This is a genomic window from Pseudomonas californiensis (assembly GCF_021147775.1).
Taxonomy (GTDB): domain Bacteria; phylum Pseudomonadota; class Gammaproteobacteria; order Pseudomonadales; family Pseudomonadaceae; genus Aquipseudomonas; species Aquipseudomonas californiensis.
In genome coordinates this window covers 40,784-57,509 of sequence record NZ_JAGTPK010000008.1, presented here as the reverse complement: position 1 = coordinate 57,509, position 16,726 = coordinate 40,784, and the positions used below count along the sequence as shown (strand labels likewise).

At 59.1% G+C, this 16,726-nt stretch carries 12 protein-coding genes; 7 read left to right on the top strand and 5 right to left on the bottom strand.

What is annotated here, in order from left to right:
- Nucleotides 1-403: 403 nt before the first annotated feature.
- Nucleotides 404-1,642 carry a DUF1835 domain-containing protein gene (locus tag KDX37_RS09810; RefSeq protein WP_231652504.1) on the bottom strand — a complete coding sequence of 413 codons (1,239 nt, stop codon included), beginning with the start codon at nt 1,640-1,642 and terminating at the stop codon, nt 404-406.
- Nucleotides 1,643-1,928: 286 nt separating this feature from the next.
- Between KDX37_RS09810 and KDX37_RS09805 the strand changes: the two genes are divergently transcribed.
- Nucleotides 1,929-2,765, top strand: coding sequence for an AraC family transcriptional regulator (locus tag KDX37_RS09805; protein ID WP_231652503.1), 837 nt, complete (start codon nt 1,929-1,931; stop codon nt 2,763-2,765).
- Between the two features lie 50 nt (nt 2,766-2,815).
- The gene (locus tag KDX37_RS09800; RefSeq protein WP_231652502.1) at nt 2,816-3,385 is read left to right on the top strand and encodes a LysE family translocator; all 570 of its coding nucleotides are present in this window, start codon (nt 2,816-2,818) and stop codon (nt 3,383-3,385) included.
- 17 nt (nt 3,386-3,402) lie between these two features.
- Here the strand turns inward: KDX37_RS09800 and KDX37_RS09795 are convergent, their stop codons facing one another.
- Entirely contained in the window at nt 3,403-6,765 is a 3,363-nt protein-coding gene (locus tag KDX37_RS09795; RefSeq protein WP_231652501.1) for an ATP-binding protein, read from the bottom strand.
- A gap of 414 nt (nt 6,766-7,179) precedes the next feature.
- On the opposite strand from KDX37_RS09795, the gene hmpA reads away from it, so the two are divergent.
- On the top strand, nt 7,180-8,370 hold the full coding sequence (hmpA, locus tag KDX37_RS09790; protein WP_231652500.1) for an NO-inducible flavohemoprotein: 1,191 nt from the start codon (nt 7,180-7,182) through the stop codon (nt 8,368-8,370).
- Between the two features lie 79 nt (nt 8,371-8,449).
- Here the strand turns inward: hmpA and KDX37_RS09785 are convergent, their stop codons facing one another.
- Entirely contained in the window at nt 8,450-8,659 is a 210-nt protein-coding gene (locus tag KDX37_RS09785; RefSeq protein WP_231652499.1) for a hypervirulence associated TUDOR domain-containing protein, read from the bottom strand.
- A gap of 151 nt (nt 8,660-8,810) precedes the next feature.
- On the bottom strand, nt 8,811-9,743 hold the full coding sequence (locus tag KDX37_RS09780; protein ID WP_231652498.1) for a bestrophin family protein: 933 nt from the start codon (nt 9,741-9,743) through the stop codon (nt 8,811-8,813).
- A 481-nt stretch (nt 9,744-10,224) separates the two neighbouring features.
- Between KDX37_RS09780 and KDX37_RS09775 the strand changes: the two genes are divergently transcribed.
- On the top strand, nt 10,225-11,601 hold the full coding sequence (locus KDX37_RS09775; protein ID WP_231652636.1) for a type III effector: 1,377 nt from the start codon (nt 10,225-10,227) through the stop codon (nt 11,599-11,601).
- 97 nt (nt 11,602-11,698) lie between these two features.
- Here the strand turns inward: KDX37_RS09775 and KDX37_RS09770 are convergent, their stop codons facing one another.
- On the bottom strand, nt 11,699-12,946 hold the full coding sequence (locus KDX37_RS09770) for a pectate lyase (RefSeq protein ID WP_231652497.1): 1,248 nt from the start codon (nt 12,944-12,946) through the stop codon (nt 11,699-11,701).
- A 300-nt stretch (nt 12,947-13,246) separates the two neighbouring features.
- Here KDX37_RS09770 and KDX37_RS09765 point away from each other — a divergent pair, with 300 nt between their 5' ends.
- The 3 genes from KDX37_RS09765 (at nt 13,247) to KDX37_RS09755 (ending at nt 16,656) form a co-directional block, all read left to right on the top strand.
- Entirely contained in the window at nt 13,247-13,750 is a 504-nt protein-coding gene (locus tag KDX37_RS09765) for a CesT family type III secretion system chaperone (RefSeq protein WP_231652496.1), read from the top strand.
- Complete coding sequence (locus KDX37_RS09760; RefSeq protein WP_231652495.1) at nt 13,747-16,191, top strand: restriction endonuclease; 2,445 nt, start codon at nt 13,747-13,749, stop codon at nt 16,189-16,191. Before KDX37_RS09765 ends, KDX37_RS09760 begins: the two co-directional genes overlap by 4 nt.
- A 75-nt stretch (nt 16,192-16,266) precedes the next feature.
- Complete coding sequence (locus KDX37_RS09755; RefSeq protein WP_231652494.1) at nt 16,267-16,656, top strand: type III secretion system chaperone; 390 nt, start codon at nt 16,267-16,269, stop codon at nt 16,654-16,656.
- Nucleotides 16,657-16,726 lie beyond the last annotated feature (70 nt).

The window sequence follows — 16,726 nt, the reverse complement described above, 5'->3', positions numbered from 1 at the left end:
GGCGAAAGCAATACGTGATTACATCGGGACTGGGCGCATGATTGTATAACCTGACTGACTGTTTTTATTGTGGGTTTAAAGCGGCTTTATCGCATTCAGACAGGCATCTACCGAGCGCTGTCTAATGTGTCTGGAAGAGCTGAAGCTTCCAACGGAAAGATTCCGTCCCTAGTTGATTGAACTCCTTTTGAAGCGGGCGAGATGTTATCACCGTGGTGAACGGTGACAAGCTTTTCGACGAAATGCACTTTTCACTTAACCTTATGATTTTGTTGGTTATATTAAATGCAAGAGGTACGACAACTTGTGTTTTAAGGTTGTTTCCGACGAGTGGTAGTAGTCGAATCTGCCGATCATGCAGATCCGACTTCAAGTCATGCCTCCTCGAACGCGTCGAGAAGGCTCAGTCTCGCCACACCGGGGACAGGTCAGCGTCGATCATCCAGTGAGGCTGCCCAGGCCGGATACACACGCCGCCGGTCCAGCGTTCATGATGGGCGTGGTCTGGCCAGTAAGCCTGACCGTTTACCACGTGTTCGCCCAATGCCGTCAATGTCAGCGTTCTGCCAGGCCACTTCAGGTGGGTGTCCGTTTCGCTCAGCAACGGCGCCGGAGTGTCGATCAACGGGCGCAACAACGCGTGGAACATCATGTCACCGAGAAAGGGCAACGGTTCGCGCCGGCCCATCAGTTCTGCGAACACCCTGCCAAAGGTCATCGGGCCCGCCTCGCTGAGGTAGTGCAAGGTCAGGCGCTCGGTGAGGGACAAACCGTCGGTGACGCCAGGCAGCTCCTGAAGCTGGCGCGACAACGCCGGGGCCAGAAGCACCAATGGCAGTTTCGGGTTGCGGGCCAGCGCGGCGAGTTTTACAGGGGAGGGATCGCAATAGGCCAGCCATGCCTCTCGGGCGCAGGTCAGCATGGTTTGTGTGACTGGCTTGCGCTGCGGCCATAACCACGCGAGGACGTCTGGCGCCAGTTGACCAATCCCGATGAATCGCTGAACGCCCGGTATCCGGTCGACTTCGATGAGTTCCAGTCGGCGCGGCAACTGCTCAAGGCCTGCCAGCGCACGGACCAGAAACAGCTGATCATAGGCATCGGCTTCACACCACAGCACCGAGTGCTCGGCCCTGCTCAGGCCTTTCAGCTGAGCGTATTCATCGTCAAATCGCCGTGCCGCATCGTCCCTGTCTATGCCGAATGCCTGGCTGATGAATTGGCTGCGCAATGGATTATATTGCGAAAACGGTACGTTCTGGACCGGGCCCATGCACAGTGGGTCAGCCAACATATGAAATGAGCCCTTGAAGCCAGCCACGCTCAGGCTATGAGCAATATCGTTGCCGCATCGCCAATGCTCGGTTCTGGCTTCATCGCTTGCGGCGAAGTCCGGATGGCGTGCAGCGAAGTCGACCGCATCGACGTGGGCCTTCAGTTTGGGCCAACTGCTGAAACCCAGCTGTCTGGCGATCAACCATTGGGCGTCGGATAACGTTGGCGTCGAGCCTGAGCTGACGAGCTGTGCGAGTTGATCAGGTGCGGCGCCGCTCTTCATGCGCTGCAGAAGTTCCCTGGCACGCTTGCGCTGCTGCTCAAGGTTGATACGGCCGTCATGGGGCAGTGACGAATGGCTGGACATACGATCTCCTTGCACAAACCTTGTCCGCTTGAAGGTTGGGGAGTCGTAGTGACTTGAAGATGAATCTGATCCTGGGCGCAGCCCTTTCCGCGGGTGGTGGCGTGGAATACGCCGACCGGGAATATAGGCAATCGACAGCTCCAAAGCAATGCATGGCAATTTTTACAAAAAAAGCACGCAGGCTTTTGCAGACCGACGTGAACTCATGCGCAGCACAAACCTTCTAGACTGTGCACCTTGCCTGCGCGATAACAGCGGGCCATTTCCAGAACCTCCTCGGTTGACCATGACGCAGAACAACTGGATCGATCTTGCTCAGGACCGTGATACCGGTATCGAGACGCTGCGCGCTCACTTTGAGGGGCATGCCTACGATCCGCATTGGCATGACAGCTATCTGGTAGGCGTGACGGAGCAGGGCGTTCAGCAGTTTCATTGCCGCCGTCAGCGTCACGTAGGCACCTCGGGCCAGGTGTTCATGCTGGAGCCGGGCGAAATTCACGACGGCGATGCGCCAAGTGCAGACGGTTTCACCTACCGGATGCTGTATCTGGACCCGCACTGGATCGCCCGTGAATTGACCTCGTTGTTTGAGCAGGCACCTGAAGGTTATCAGCCCGGTTTTGCCAGCACCCTGATCAGTGATCCGGGCCTCGCCAGCGCTACGATGTCGGCATTCGCTGCACTGCACGGTCAAGCGCCGCGAATTGTCAGGCAAAGCGCTCTGGACGGGTTGCTGGAACGATTGACGCGGCACGTGCACTGGCGCCTCGCACACGACCATGACCCTCGAATGCCGGGAGTGGCACTGCGCGCCCGCGACTATTTGCATGCCCATTATCAGCGTGATCTGGGGCTGGATGAGTTGGCGCTGGTGTGCGCAGTGGACCGCTTTCGGCTGACGCGCGCCTTCAAGGCAGCGTTTGGGCTGCCACCGCATGCCTATCTGGTGCAGTTGCGTCTGTCCATGGCCCGCAGGCTATTGGCGCGAGGTGTTGCGCCCGCGCAAGTCGCCGGTGAGCTGGGGTTCGCCGATCAGAGTCACTTGGGTCGCTGGTTTCTGCGTGCCTACGGCCTGACACCTTCCAGCTACCGCAAGCAGTGCACAGACCGTCCAGACTGAAGCGCTGCGTTGCGCGAGCATGACTGCTTACCGCTTCGGGAGCCGTTGTCATGCTGTCCTTCGTATTATTCGCGTTCGTTGCCTCGATCACCCCAGGGCCTACCAATATTCTGGTGCTCAGCAACAGCGCTCGCTACGGGATATGGGCCAGCCTGCCGATCATCCTCGGTGCCTGCATGGGCGCTGCGGCACTGGTGCTGCTGGTGGGCACCGGCGTCGGCCGTTCGCTGATCGAGGTGCCCGCCGCACAGCCGATCATGTCGTTTGTCGGCCTGGCCTGGTTGACGTGGCTTGCCTGGAAGATCTTCAACAGCGCGACTGCGGTGATCAACTCCGATAAATCCCGTCCGCGCCTGGGTTTCTTCGGTGCCGCCAGTCTTCAGGTGGTGAACCCCAAAACCTGGATGATGGCGCTGGCGGTGGTCAGCGTCTTCAGTCAGGGCGCGGTGGCGGTGCTGGCGTTGGTATTTTTTCTGGTCTCGCTGCCGTGCCTGGCGTGCTGGGCATTGCTGGGTGCGGGTTCAGCGCGACTGCTCGACTCCGAACGCGCCATGCGATGGTTTAACAGGGGGATGGCGTTATTGTTGCTGGTTTCGGCATGGGCGGGCTTCCTTTACTGAGACAAGCCCGCGATCCATCAGGCCTGCTGCAGTTGCTCGCGAACGCTGCCGATCAGATCTGCATGGGTGAAAGGCTTGGCCAGAGACGGCCAGTCCACTTCCAGCGCGGCGAAACCGGTTATGACCAGTACCGCCAGGTTTGCGACCAGGGTCACGGCCTCGGTGGCCAGTTGCGAGCCGTCGATCCCGGGCATCTTGAAGTCGGTCAGCAACAGATCCGGTTGCAAGCCGCTGCGGATCAGTTCAAGCGCGTGTTCGCCGGATCGAGCCTGGGTCAGCACATAGCCTTCGTCTTCGAGCATGTCCATGATCGTCATGCGAACCAGGTCTTCATCGTCGACGACCAGAATGGATGCAATACGAGGCTCGGCGACGGCGTTGTCCGGCGCTGGTGCCTCGTCGTCAGGGATGGCTTCGCTGGCGGGTAGAAACAGATGCACCTGGGTTCCGATCCCGACGGCACTTTCGATCTGTATGTAGCCGCCCATCTGCGCAACGACACCATGCACCATGGACAGCCCCAGTCCGGTCCCCTTGGTGCCCTTGGTGGAGAAGAACGGCTCGATGGCGCGTGTACGCGTCTCGTCGTCCATCCCGATGCCGTTATCGATGACGCTGACTTTCAGGTAGCCACTGGTGGTCGCGCTGATATCAGGCACGTTTTCGGCGCATGAATTCGACAGCCTTACCCGCAACACACCCCCCGAAGGCATGGCATCACGAGCGTTGAGGCACAGGTTGAGCAGCGCCAGCTCCACTTGATTGGCGTCGACCATGGACAAGCGTCTGACGTGATCCAGTTCAAGCACCAGTTCGATGTTGGACTCGAGCGAGCGTTTCAACAGGTCCTGCATGCTCACAATCAACTGTCGTAGATGGGTTGGGCGAGGGTCCAGCGTCTGTTTGCGGGCAAAGGCCAGTAGCCGACTGACCAGCACCTTCGCGCGCTCGGCGCACTGCAACCCGGCGTTGGCCATTCGGGTCGCACGATCATCGCCATCCAGGCGGCGCTTGAGCATTTCCAGGCTGGCAAAAATCGGTGTCAGCAGATTGTTGAAGTCGTGTGCGACGCCGCCGGTCAACTGGCCGATTGTTTCCATTTTCTGCATCTGGTGAAATTGCACAACCAGCGCCTCGCGCTCGCGATTGGCCTTTTCAAGCAGATCACGCTCGCGGCTCTGTGCCGCCTGACGCTGCCTGGCCAGGCTGACAGCGCCGTCGATCCGTGCACGCAGCTCGCGGGCATTGAAGGGTTTGACCAGATAGTCGTCGGCACCTGCAGTGAGGCCTTCAACGCGAGCTTCTTCGCCCGCCCTGGCCGAGAGCAGCATGAACACAGGGTTGCCCAGTTCAGGATCCTTGCGCACAGCTTCCAGCAGCGCGAAGCCGTCCAGTCCGGGCATCATCACGTCGCTGAGAATCAGGTCCGGCCGGGTTTTGCGCGCGGCCTCGAGGGCACTTGAGCCGTTGTCCACAGTAAGTACTTCATAGCCGCCATCGGTGAGGATACGTGCGATGTAATCGCGCATGTCGGCGTTGTCATCGGCGAGCAGGATACGTGGCGCCGGGCCGCCCTTGATGTCGTGCGGTGCAACCATAGCGTGCTGGTGGTGTTCGTCGTTGTCGGGCAGCCAGCGCAGTGCTTCCTCGACATACGCCTGTGTTCTCACACCGGTCGACAATAAAGTGTGTTCAGCACCTATCCGGTCGGCAGGCAAATGACTGGAGCCCGTCGGTATTGAGACGGTGAAGGTGGTGCCTGTTCCGTGCTTGCTTTCCAGCGAAATGGTTCCGCCATGCAGCCTGACCAGTTCATCCACCAGCGACAGCCCGATGCCGGTGCCTTCAAACGTTCGACCTTGCTGGTTCTCTATCCGATGGAAGCGCTGGAAGACCAGTGCCTGCTGATCATCGGCAATGCCAGTGCCGGTGTCGCTCACGGTCAAAACGGCAGCGTCGGCGTCTTGCGTTATCGCGACTCGAATACCGCCTTTCAGTGTGAATTTGAAGGCGTTTGACAGCAGGTTCAGAACGATCTTTTCCCACATTTCCCGATCAACAAAGACCGGTTGCAAGCCGGGTGTGACCTGAATATCCAGGTCAAGCCCGGCGCGTTCACAGGCCGAGCGAAAGTTGCTGGCCAGTTCGGCGGTCAGGACGTTGATGTCGGTCGCTTGAAAGCTGGCGTGTGTGCGGCCGGATTCGAGCCGCGCAAAGTCGAGCAGCGAGTTGACCAGTTTGAGCAGGCGCAGGGCGTTACGGTGTGCGACCGTCAGGCTCTCCTGCTGGGCTGCAGGCAGATCCTGTGCCTGCAGCAAAGCGTCTTCGAGCGGACCGAGCATTAGTGTCAGCGGGGTACGAAACTCATGACTGACATTGGAAAAGAAATCGATCTTCGCCTTGTCGAGCGCGGCGAGTGCCTCGATTTTCTGCCGCTCTTCTTCGTAAGTCCTGGCGTTGGCATAACCTGCCGCAAGGGTGGCCGTCAGTAGGGCAAAGAACACCCGATAAGCGTTGTCGACAGGCAAGCGGGCGCTCACGCCAGCAAGCACCATCGCCACCGGATGCTCGATGCCGGGAACGCGAACCGGGAGTAGAAACGCTTGGTCGGGTGCATCTTCATAGGGGCCACACGTGGTGCCATCGAACAGCGGAGCCAGGCCGCTGATGGCGGTAGGTTCGGTGCTTTTCAACGCCTCTCTCAAGGAGAAAGGCACTGGCGTGTCCACGTCTACGCTTGAAGGCAGCGTGTGCAGGCTGCCGATGCCTGCCTGGGCAACACAGGCGTAGCTCATGTCATGGGGCACAAGTTCGTAGAACGCCAGGTAAGGAATATCGAAGGCAGCTCTCTGCAGGCATTGCAACGCCCGGGCAGCGATCCCGGACATGGACTTCACATCGGCCAACTCGATGTGGACGTCACGCAGTGTGCGGGTCCGGCGCTCACTGAGCATGGTTGCCGTGGTTTCGGTCACTGGGTGAAACAGTCCGCCGATACCGCCACTTTCATCCCTGATCGGGCTGGTGGAAAACGTGAAGAACGTCTCCTCCAGATAACCGTTGCGCGACAGGAACATGCGCTGGTTTTCCAGAAATGAGGTTTTACCCGTCAGAGCCTGCTCGAAGGGTTCGCCAATGGCCGGCCAGGCGGAAGCCCACGTGGTTGTATAAGGCTCACCCAGTGCTTGCGGGTGTGACGCGCCACACAGAACAAGGTAGCCATCGTTATAGATCTGAACATGCTCCGGCCCCCATATGATGTTGATGGGGAAGTTCGAGGCCAGGCACAGACTGACTGTGGTCTTCAGGCTCTGTGGCCATGACTCGATAGGGCCGAGCGCTGTGGACGACCAATCCCTGGAGCGGATCAGACGGGCCATTTCACCCTCGCCGACAAGAAAAGCCGAAGATGCTGACGGGTCGACAAGGGGTTTCACTGGCGGGTAAGGCTCCGTACTGGTCGGGTAAGTGCCGGGCATTGTGGCGGATTCACCTTCATCGATCCACGCCTTTAACACTCATGTGAGTGAAATGAATCAGGAAATTTTCGTCTTTGCATTCATTAAGAGGGTTTGGTCTCGGCCGATGTCCACTGAAGTTAAAACCCGTGCCTGGCGACTGCTTCAGCTGACAGCATCTGGCAAGTCGATATGACATGTTTTCCCTGGCTGGTGTCATTTTGACCAAGTCTTTTTGACTTTTTTTGGCGCCTTGCCATTGATTCATAAGCGGTTTTTATCTGGCACGTAGCTTGCTCCGGTCTGCACATCGAAACTGTATGCAATGGAGTCCACATGCTCACCTCAGCGCAAACCGACATCATCAAGGCCACCGTCCCGATTCTGGAGAAAGGCGGCGAGGCCCTGACCACTCATTTCTACAAGCTCTTGCTGAAAGATCATCCCGAAGTTCGCCCGTTGTTCAATCAGACGCACCAGGAGAACGGCGCCCAGCCACGTGCGCTGGCCAACGCAGTGCTGATTTACGCCCGTAACATCGATCGCCTGGAAAACCTTGGCCCGCTCGCGGCGCTGATCGTCAACAAGCACGTCGCGCTGCAGATCCTGCCCGAACATTACCCCATCGTAGGCAAATGCCTGTTGCAGGCCATTCGCGAAGTGCTGGGTGCTGAAACCGCGACAGACGCCGTGATTGCTGCGTGGGCAGCGGCTTATGGGCAACTGGCCGACCTATTGATAGGCGCCGAAGAAGCTCGATACGCACAGACCGCGGCGGCCACCGGTGGCTGGCGCGGCGAGCGGGAATTCAAGGTGGTTCGCAAGGCAAAGGAAAGCAGCGAGATCACTTCTTTCTATCTTGAGCCTGTGGACGGCAAGCCCGTGGTGGCGCACGAGGCGGGCCAGTACATCGGCATTCGTATGGATGTGGATGGGCAGGACATTCGTCGAAACTACTCGTTGTCGGCAGCCTCGACAGGCCGCCAGTACCGTATCAGCATCAAACGCGAACCCAAGGGGGTTGCCTCCCGTTATCTGCACGATCAAATCGCTACAGGCAGCGTCGTAAAGCTGTTTCCGCCGTCCGGTGCTTTTACGCTCATCGACAGCCGCAAACCCCTGGTGTTGATCAGCGGTGGAGTGGGCATCACACCGACGCTGGCGATGGCCGAGACAGCGCTCAAGGCGGGCGACAGAAGAGTCATTTTCATCCACTACGCGCGCGACGCCGACGTGCAGGCGTTCAAGAGTGTGTTGAGCGAATGGAGCAAGCGTTACCCCCGAAAATTCGAAGCCTTCGTGGTTCATGACTATGTGATCGCTGGCGCGACACCCTTGCCCAATGCTGTAGGTCGTCCAACTATCGAGCAGTTGGAGAAGTGGTTGCCAAAGGACCGCAATGTAGACGCCTATTTTCTGGGTCCCAAGCCGTTCATGGCGTTCATGAAACGCGCACTTGACCAGCTGGGCGTCCCGCAAGGGCAGACCCATTACGAATTCTTCGGCCCAGCAGAGGCATTGGCTTGATTCAACGAACCAAGCGGACAGCCGGTTGTGCTGAAGAAAACGGACGCTGATCAGCGCCCACTTTTCGTTCCGTCTGGGCTCAGGCGTGCTTGAGGGCACTTTGGTGATGCATCGCCAAGTGCCCGGTCTTGTCGCTCTTGACCTCATATTGCGGGTCGTCTTTGGAGGCGGGCCGATGTTTGCCCATGAACTCCACATCCTTTACATGCACCTTGGTGACTTTGCCATGGATCTCGCCGGCCTCGGAGTTCCAGCGCACGGCATCGCCTGTCTTGAATGAAGCAGTCATCGAGTTCTCCTTGATCAGCACAGGTGGCGGACAACGCCCGATGCGTTGACAGCGTGCTGACCAGGTCTTGGATAGCTGTGCGCCATCCGCGTTCCTGCGGGTTGCTCCAGCGGCAGGCTGCCAGTTCCGGTTCAAAACCCGTATCGGTCGCTCAAATCGCCCGCAATAACAGACCGCTGGTGCCGCTTGAATAATTCAACAGCGGGCCCTGTTCAGGTTCGTTGTACATCGAGCACAGGTTTTTTTCGATGTTGCGACACAGTTCATCCATGCGTATCCGATGCTGACTGCTACCAAAGGGCGCTTGCAGGTCTGTTCCGATGCGTTCCATTGCCAGCAGCATGCAACCCACCACAGTGGACACAGCAGGAGTGAACCAGCCCATGGTCGTCACCAGGCTCAGCGGCATGACAATGCAGAACAACGTGCTGAATAGACGGGGGAAGTACACGTAAGGGTAGGGCAGCGGTGTATTGGCAATCCGTTCCATACCGCCCTGGCAGTTCGAGAGGTCGACCAGCGTCGTCTCGATTCTGGAAAAGCGGATGCTGTCGAGTCGGCCTTCGGCAAACTCATCGGCGAGCAACGCAGCAGAACCATTGAGGATATCGTTGGGGAAGTTGTTGCTGTCACGTGATCTCTCAATCTCGTGAGCAGGCAGCAAACCGTCGAGGTCCGCCGTACTCACATCGCCCTTCAGATGCGCTCGCAAGGCACGCAGATAAGCGACATGGCGTCGAAACAACAGGCCCTTGATCGGGTTGCGCCGTAGCGCACCCTCGCCGTCGATCAAGTTCAGTACCTGCCGCCCGTAACTGCGCGAACTGTTGACCATCGCGCCCCACAACGTGCGTGCTTCCCACCACCGGCTGTAGGCACTGGTGTTACGAAAACTGATCAGTACGATCAGCGCCGAGCACAGCAGCGTCAAAGGCATGAGCGGAAAGTCGATGCCGTTGCCGTCGATCAGCATCACATCGACCGTCACCGCGACGTCCCAGAGCAATAACCACAACAGCGACCAGCCGATGTAAGTCAGCGTCCGTTTGAAGCACTTCCATTTTTTTTCAAAAAGACCGGCCATGGCGAAACTCCTGCCCGAGGTGAATGGACGGCTCGCTACTGAGTTGTAACAAGTCGTGACACAAACCTACGGGATAAGCCTTAACGCTCGCTTAATCGGAAGGACTCCGGGTTGCGCGTTGAAAGGCGACGCACTCATGCGCGTCAGCCAATGGGTGGTTCAGGCCCGGCATCCGGTTCCAGGCTTACGGCTGCCAGTTTGGAACCGCGAGGCATAGTCGGACCACAGACCCATTGTCGATCTTTATCGACTGGCAAAAGTCCATGACTTCAGCCACTCCTTTCGTCGCTTGATCGACGCCCTTGCCTTGCCGTCAGGCAAGCACGCTTGGGTGGCGGCGCCTTGCGCGCGTCTCGCCACTCCTACTTCCGTAAGACATAGAGGGAATTTTATGTTGTCTGTCAGTGGTCAAATGACTCAGCGTTCCAGCGTTGAGTCAGCTGAAATCCATTCCGCTCATGAGTCGCAGGCTTCGAGTTCTGTGCAGTCGCTCAGCCCCGCCGAGGAAGCTGAAGTGCGGGCAATCACCGAATGTCTGAATGACATATTTGCAGCTCACAAGCTGCCAGGGAACGACAGCGCAGCCCATGCGCATAACCAGCAGATCGATGCCTTGATCGACAGTCGCGCCCGGTGCCTGCACGATAAAGAGCAGACCCCTGCGATGATCAGGGACACGTTCGCCAAGGCTCAGAAACTGGATCGACTGGCGACAACGGCATCGGGCGCGCTGCGTGCAATGCCCTTTGCAGCCGCGTCGGTGCTGCAGTACATGAAGCCTGCGATCAACAAGGGCGACTGGTTGCCGACACCACTCAAGCCATTGACACCGTTCGTCTCTGGCGCATTGTCCGGCGTCATGGATCAGGTGGGTACTGGCGTCATGAACCGTGTTACCGGCAACGCGCACTACCTGACTGCGCCGACAGAACGATTGCATGAGGCGATGGCCGCTTCGGTCAAACGACATGAGCCAGGTGTGTTGAAGCAAGCCTGGGACATGGGCATCGGCGTGCAGACTTACACCGCACGTAATGCTGTTCGCACCGTGTTGGCGCCGGCACTGGCATCCCATCCGACGGCACAAGGCGCGGTGGACATCACTGTGTCGGCGCTGGGAGGGCTGGCCGCTAATGCGGGCTTCAGCAACCGCATGCAAAGCGTTCAGGAACGCGATCACCTCAGAGGGGCAGCCTTTGTGCTGGGTCTGAAAGACAAGGAACCCAAGGCTGACCTGAATGAAGAGACCGACTGGCTGCATGCGTACGAAGCGATACAATCCGCCAGTTATTCCGGCGCTGCGCTCAATGCTGGCAAGCGTGTCGCAGGCCTGCCTATAGACATTGCCATCGACGGGCTCAAGGCAGTCAGAAGCCTGGTGTCTGCTACCAGTCTGACGCAAAACGGACTGGCGTTGGCGGGTGGCTTTGCGGGGGTCGGAAAACTGCAGGAGTTGGCGACCAGGAATGTTTCTCAGCCGGCAGCCAAGGCGGCGGTCAGTCAATTGACTAACCTGGCTGGCTCGGCAGGTGTCTTTGCCGCCTGGACCACTGCTGCGGTAGCGACCGGACCTGCAATGGAAAAAGCCGAATCCTTTTTGCAGGACACGGTGAAGTCAGCGGCGTCCAGTGTGTCGAGTTACGTCGCCAGCCACACGGCTGAACTCGCCACCCAGACCGCTGGACTCGCCACTCAGGGGGTGCGCCGGGGCGGTGAGGCGATCGTGACGACCGGGGCGATGTTACGCAGCACGTACGACTCGTTGCGCCATCGAAACGTCCGTGAGCCCGACATCGAGGAAGGCGGCATACCGGCCGGCTCGCCCAGCGAATTTCCGTTCAGGGCGGACTATTCATAAGTCGAGATAACGCATCTGGTCAGCACAAAGGGCGCCCTCGGAAGAGGGCGCCCTTTGTGTTTTTGCTGTTTTTCAGAATGATCAGGGTCGCCCGGATTCAGAGCTGATTGAGTTGGGCGGAAGGGGTGAGTTTGTCGTAGGCGTGTTTCACGTCATCGAGCTTGATGTTGCTGGTGGTTACCTTCATGCCCTCGTCCTCGCCTTTGACGAAGGCGAATTTCCCGTGATTGGCTTCAACGTTATTCAGCTCGATGTTCATCTCATCAAACTGCTTGCCACCGTTGGGACGCAGGAACGTGCCGAAATTGCCGGCCTTGAAATTATCGATCTTTATATTGGTATTGGCGTTGAGCTGAAAGATCTTGTCATCGGCCCCCTGAGCGCTGCTATTGGTGATGTTCAGGTTGGTGACCTTCGCGCCGCCTTCGCCCTTGACCGTCAGTGCGTCCTCACCGACATCGGTCCAGTGCACGTTATCGATATTGACGGCTTTATCATTAGCCGCCTTGACGTGAATCCCGTCAGCCTCGTCTTTACCCAGAATCACGTTTTTCAGCGTGGCACCTTCTTCGACTACGAACATCGATTTCTGGTCTTCGCTCTGGTCCCCCGAACCCAGCTTGCTGCTGGCCGAGAAGGTCTGGTTGTGGCCGTCAAACGTTTCGCCCGCGTGGACCACGATGGTGTTGTCCAGAATCTGTTCTTTGCCCGACGATGTCGGCACATTCACCGAGCAGGTTCCAGTACCTCCAGTGGTGGAAGACGTGCCACCAGAATTACCGCCTGCCTGGGTCGTACTGCCTGAGCCACCCTTGCCATCGCCCTCTGGAGAGGATGTACCGCCGCCATTGCCGCTTGTGGTCTCTGGTGTCTCGCCGCCGCCGGTTCCGCCCGTTGCGTCTGGTGTGTATCCGCCGCCACCGCCTGTTTCATCGGTCGAGTAACCGTCGTCACCGCTTTCTGCGGGATCTGAACCCAGACCACCGCTATTCTGGAAAGGGTCCTGCTCCTTGGACTGATCGTCTGCAGGGTTGGTGCCTTGGCCCGTGAGGAGCTTCATGAGCATCTGAATCAGCGATGTCACCAGCGCCGTGAGGAGTTTTACGGGGTCGGACTGGCTGTCACTTGTCTTGGTCTGGTCGACCGGGTTAACCGGTTTGGTGGGCTCTCCGAAGCTGACGTTCTGCTGTTTTTCTGTGGCGAACAACAAGCTGCCGGGGTCTATCGATTGCTGGGTGTTCTGCGGGACCGACGAGCCGGTCTGAGGCTTGTCGTCGTTGAATGCCGAAAAGTCCAGAGCAGATGAAGGGCTTTGATAGGGCTGGGATGAAATGCCGATGCTCATGTTGCTTACCTCCTGGAGGACAGGGCCACGAGTCGAACGCCCTGAATTCATCAGGAACGGGTCGTCGAGTCACCGTCGATTCGTATCGGATTGAGACGCTGGATTGACCTTGCCTGAGGTGAGTGGCAACGGGCGCGCAAGGGGTTCCCGTATTCGCCTGGTGCGGCTGCGATTTCGAAAGGACTTACTGATCAGCGGTGGCGACGAACGTAAGGAACCGAAAATGGCGCTGTGCCGACTCAGTGGCAATACGCTCTGCCGTGGAGGGGGCGTTGCACCCGCCAAATGAGAGGCCATCCAATGGACAACCACCTTGAGCAATACAAAGCACTTATCAACGAGATCTGTGCGCTCAGCCTGATTTCCTCGCCTGAACGTTTTTACGAATCTGCCAGCTTCAGGATCAGTGACATCGATTTTACCCTCCAGTACCAGGACCGTGATCAGGGCCGCGCTGTGCTTGTCTATGGCGACATGGGTGGTTTGCCCGAGCGCAATCGCGACCAGGCGTTACTGGCGCTCATGGACATCAACTTTCACTTGTTTGCAGGCGCACACAGCCCGGCTTTTTCCTGGAATGCGCAGACAGGGCGTGTGTTATTGATGGGCTCGGTCGGGCTGGAGCGAGCCACAGCGGAAGGCGTTCTGCTGCTGATGAGGTCGTTCGCCAATCTGGCCAAGGAATGGCGTGATCATGGGTTTGTTGGCTCAACCAAAGCCGGCGGTGCCAATGCCTCGAACGGAGTGCCCGCTCCCAGGGCTGGACAACGTGAAACGCTTGCCGCGTCGGGGAGGTTTCAATGATCAACTCACGCGTAGGTGGAACCAGCGAAATCCAACTGGCCGCGCTGGCGCATCAAGAGTCGACTGCACCGGTTTCTTCGGCCCACCCCAATGCCGTCACGCCCAGCAATAATCCTCCGCTGACGCCCAACCAGTCGGCGCGGCTCAGTGAGCCGGAGCCGGGTACACGCGCCGGGCAGATGGGCATCGCCAGACAATACACCGAGCGGCTGGCGCAGTTTGAGGCCGAGCAGGCGCAGGGGCGCCAGGGCTCGTCCCCGGTCATCAGCGAGCATGCGGCTGTGTTGATCGGCAGCATGCTGGAGGTCGCCAACAAGGATAGACCGCTGGCCGAACATGTCGGTTTCGAGTTGCTGGCAGAGCGGTTGTCTCCGAGTCTGGCGCTCAAGCAGTTTCACGCCAGTGGCGTGTCCGAGTTGCTGGCGCAATTCACCCGACCCGGGGCGAGCCCGGACAAGGCAGCAGTCGGGCTGCTACTCAAGACCCACGCACAATCGGTCACTCATCAGCTGGAGCACTTTCAGCTCATGCACGATGCATCGGCAGGCTCGGCAGCTGACCGTACCACGCTGGCCGTCAGTCAGGCCGCTTTTGGCGAGTACGCAGGGCGTGCCGGCAAAGCGATTGATCAAGGGCTGACGCAGAGCATCACGACGCTGGATGAACGGATCGCGGCGTTGGACACGACGCTCGCGGGCGAGGTCGATAGCGCATCCAGGCCGGTACTGCAGGCCGACAAGCAAGCGCTGGTCGAGGCGCGGGCGACGTTGAAGGATGTGCAAACTGATTTCGCCAAATCCCCGGAAGCCAAACGGCTCAAGTCCGTTGTCAACCATACGCAGCTGGATACGCAGGCACAAAAGCTGAACGCTGAACGCAACGCGGTAGGCGGACTGAAAGGAGCAGGGCCAATCGTTGCTGCTGCGATCCCGCAGTTTCTGTCCTCGATGACCCACCTGGGGTTCATCCGCTCGGCGACCAACGACAAGATGCAGGACACAGTGCCAGGCAGCAGCAGTGACGCCAGCATGCTGAAAGCTGCGGTTGTCGGGTTGGTGGCCGGCATCGCCCATGAAGGTGTGACCAATCTGGTGAAACCGCTGATGCAGGCCGGCCTGCAGGCAACCGGCCTGAACGAGCGCTTGAACATGGTTCCGCTCAAGGGCGTCGACACTGAGTCGGTGATTCCTGACCCGTTCGAGTTCAAGAACGAGGGTGGGAGAATGGTCAGGAAACCCGACGCCGAACTTGCGGCGGACAAAGCCTATGTTGCCCAGCAGCGCGCAGTGCTTGATCAGAAGAAGGTCCAGGTTTCGTCGACCCATCCGCTGGGCGAGTTTATCCCCTACGCAAGCTTTGGCGGCGGCCAGGCGGTTCGCCAGTTGCTCAACGATTTCAACCAGATCAATGGCCAGACCGTGACCGCCAGGGCGATTGCCTCCGGCTTTGCCGGAGCGGTATCCGCTACGGCTCAGACGCTGTACCAGTTGAACGCGACCTACACCGATCCTCAGGGCCGTACCGTGCCCGTGTTCACCCCGGACAAAAAAGAAGCGAAGTTGGGCGAGGAACTGGCCAAAGGTTTGAACCCCTTGGACGCTGGAGTGCGCACCTCGTTCTACAGCAAGGCTGTTTCCGGGATCCAGAGTTCTGCGCTGACAGCTGAACTGCCGGCCACCTCGAAGGCCAATCCCGGCGGGACCCTGAGTGGCGGCAAAATTGTGGGCAACATGGCGCTGGCAGCACTGGGCTCTGTGACGTATCTGTCGACCCTTTACGCCAACCAGTCGGTAACAGCCGAGGCCAAGGCCCTCAAGGCCGCAGGTGAGGGCGGCGCAACGCCGATGCTGGAGCGCTCGGAAGTCCCCCTCAACAATATTCGTCACCCAAACCGGGCGTCGCTACCGCATACGTCTTCGCAGGACCGATTCCGTGGCCTGCCACGCATCGCGGAAAACGCTTACCACGTCGCGAGGGGTGCGCTGCAGCTGCCTTCCCAGGTCGCCGTCGACATGCTGCGGACAGTGGAGGACGGCGCCCTGAGTGGACTGTCCTCGCTGCGTGACAAGCTCAAGACCGAGACGCCGCCTCAGGTCTCGGTGCAGTCACCGCCGGGCTACGTGTCTGTCGAGACTCCACGAATCTCCGAGCAAGTGCCGCCGTCAACGCCGCCCCGTATCACACCGACGCCGCCCCCCCTCACGCCGCGAACGCAACGGCCCGCGCCCGTCGCCCCACCGGATGACGCCGCTCTGCAAGCGATGGAAGAAGGTCTGCTGCCGACGCCTGAGCCAGATCGCACCCCACGCACGCCGCCGCAACGCAGCGTGCCAAACGCTGAAAGACCCGTTGCCGCTCGCCCACTTGACGACGCTTCGCTGAGGGCGCTGGAAGAGGGCTTGCTCCAACCGGCAAGTAATAGCCCCGTGTCATCACGTTGACCACCCGACCGGGCGCGTGTCGCTGGCAGTACGCGCCCGGTTGACCGGACTGTTATTCACTAAAGGACTTTAGCGATGAAAACCCAATTCAGCCCTCTCACCGGCTTCATCAACGCCCTTGGCGCCCGGCTGGGCACGTCGCTCACGGTGCAGAACGGCGTTTGTGCCCTGTACGACGGCGAGGACAACGAAGCGGCAGTGATAGAATTGCCTGAGCACAGCGAAATGGTGGTGTTTCATTGCCGGGTGGGGCGCTGTCCGGAGCGCTCTGCCGATCTGCAGCAGTTGCTGAGCCTGAATTTCGACGTCGCGCGCTTGCATGGCTGCTGGTTTGCAGTTGATCAGGGTGACGTCAGGCTGTGTGCCCAGCGCGAACTGGCGACACTGGATGAGTCGCAATTTTGCGACGCAGCGCATGGCTTCATTGCGCAGGCGCGGGAGGCCCGCGCGTTCTTGCAGGCCTAAGTGTTAGGCGGGCTTGCCCCGCCTGAACTGCGCAGCTGATTTGACCATTTGAACATCAAAGAAAGCGCCG

Bases quoted from the DNA above. Each gene is read 5' to 3' on its own strand.
- KDX37_RS09785 (WP_231652499.1), bottom strand. From the start codon at position 8,659: ATGACTGCTTCATTCAAGACAGGCGATGCCGTGCGCTGGAACTCCGAG.
- KDX37_RS09760 (WP_231652495.1), top strand. From the start codon at position 13,747: ATGATCAACTCACGCGTAGGTGGAACCAGCGAAATCCAACTGGCCGCG.
- KDX37_RS09770 (WP_231652497.1), bottom strand. From the start codon at position 12,946: ATGAGCATCGGCATTTCATCCCAGCCCTATCAAAGCCCTTCATCTGCT.
- KDX37_RS09800 (WP_231652502.1), top strand. From the start codon at position 2,816: ATGCTGTCCTTCGTATTATTCGCGTTCGTTGCCTCGATCACCCCAGGG.
- KDX37_RS09810 (WP_231652504.1), bottom strand. From the start codon at position 1,642: ATGTCCAGCCATTCGTCACTGCCCCATGACGGCCGTATCAACCTTGAG.
- KDX37_RS09805 (WP_231652503.1), top strand. From the start codon at position 1,929: ATGACGCAGAACAACTGGATCGATCTTGCTCAGGACCGTGATACCGGT.
- KDX37_RS09755 (WP_231652494.1), top strand. From the start codon at position 16,267: ATGAAAACCCAATTCAGCCCTCTCACCGGCTTCATCAACGCCCTTGGC.
- KDX37_RS09765 (WP_231652496.1), top strand. From the start codon at position 13,247: ATGGACAACCACCTTGAGCAATACAAAGCACTTATCAACGAGATCTGT.
- hmpA (WP_231652500.1), top strand. From the start codon at position 7,180: ATGCTCACCTCAGCGCAAACCGACATCATCAAGGCCACCGTCCCGATT.
- KDX37_RS09795 (WP_231652501.1), bottom strand. From the start codon at position 6,765: ATGGCCCGTCTGATCCGCTCCAGGGATTGGTCGTCCACAGCGCTCGGC.
- KDX37_RS09780 (WP_231652498.1), bottom strand. From the start codon at position 9,743: ATGGCCGGTCTTTTTGAAAAAAAATGGAAGTGCTTCAAACGGACGCTG.